The sequence below is a fragment of the Rothia sp. (in: high G+C Gram-positive bacteria) genome (assembly GCF_030540545.1).
In the GTDB taxonomy this organism is placed as follows: Bacteria; Actinomycetota; Actinomycetes; order Actinomycetales; family Micrococcaceae; genus Rothia.
The window spans coordinates 1-1,094 of the sequence record NZ_JAUNVZ010000109.1 but is presented as its reverse complement, the minus strand read 5'-3'; the positions used below and the strand labels follow the sequence as shown (position 1 = coordinate 1,094).

At 61.0% G+C, this 1,094-nt stretch carries 1 pseudogene; it reads right to left on the bottom strand.

Features of this window, described 5'->3' with window-relative positions:
* Positions 1–1,000, bottom strand: a pseudogene (locus tag Q4P78_RS09285) (hypothetical protein); the annotation flags it as partial.
* Positions 1,001–1,094 lie beyond the last annotated feature (94 nt).

The window sequence follows — 1,094 nt, the reverse complement described above, 5'->3', positions numbered from 1 at the left end:
AGTAGTTAATGTATGCACCCGTCGAGTTATCGAAGTGGGCGTAGCTCAGGTATTCCTGGGTGACCCGGTCCTGATCTGCTGCGGGTGCTTCACCGCCAGCGCCGCCGGTTCCGTCGCTGCCGCCTTCTGCGGTGCCGCTGCCCTTACCGCCGTAGACGGTCTGCTCGTAGTCGGGGTAGTCCTCCAGGGAGGTGCTCGCGTCGCCGCCGTCCATGCTGTCCACATGCTGCACTACTGTGACGGTCTGGCCCTCAACGCTCTGGGGGCTCTGCTGCACCTGCATACCGCCGCTGCCCTGCTCACCGATGGTGAGAGTGGCAGTCTTGTAGCTGCCTTCTTTGGTGCGGGGGTAGTCGTTGGTGTTGTGCTGCACGGTAACACCCGCGCCGCCGCCGCCGCCAGCAATAGCGATAACTTCCTTAATGGTGAACCCATCGCTTTCCATACGAACAATAGCGGATGCCCCACCACCGGAGCCACCGTACTGGATCTTTGCGGGCTTCAACTTATCAAGGATGAACTGCGCTTGGTTATTGCGAATACCTACCTCAGAGTCGGTGGGAAGAGCAGCTGAGGAACCGCCGTCACCAAATCCTTTACCGCCTTCAGCGGGGGTGCCGTCGAAGTTTGCGGTACCAGCTGCGCCGGTCACGAAGGTAAGGGTTTCGCCGGGGGTCACATCAAGGTAGCCGGCTACCTCGGCGCCAGCGCCGCCGAAGCCGCCACCGTACTGGTCTTGGTGAGTGGAGCCACCAGCGGCACCACGCACATAGAACTTGATCTCGTGCACGTCGGCGGGGACTGTCCAGTGGTCGTAGACCTTTTCGCGGGTGTTGCCGCGCGGGGGCTTAGCGTAGTGCTGTGAGTTAAACGTTTTATCTGCTACACAGGGCTCGACCGGCGATGTGGCGAACGCCGGGATGGAGCTAGAAGCCATGACCACGGGTGCCGCCCAAGCCGCGCCGGTAACAAGCGTGCGGCGTGAGAGTTTATTCTGCATGTTTATATCCTTGCGAAGTACTGATATACACACGCCGGTGCCCAGTACCGTGCCCGCCCCTAGCGGAAAAAGGGCGGGGTACGTGAACACAACG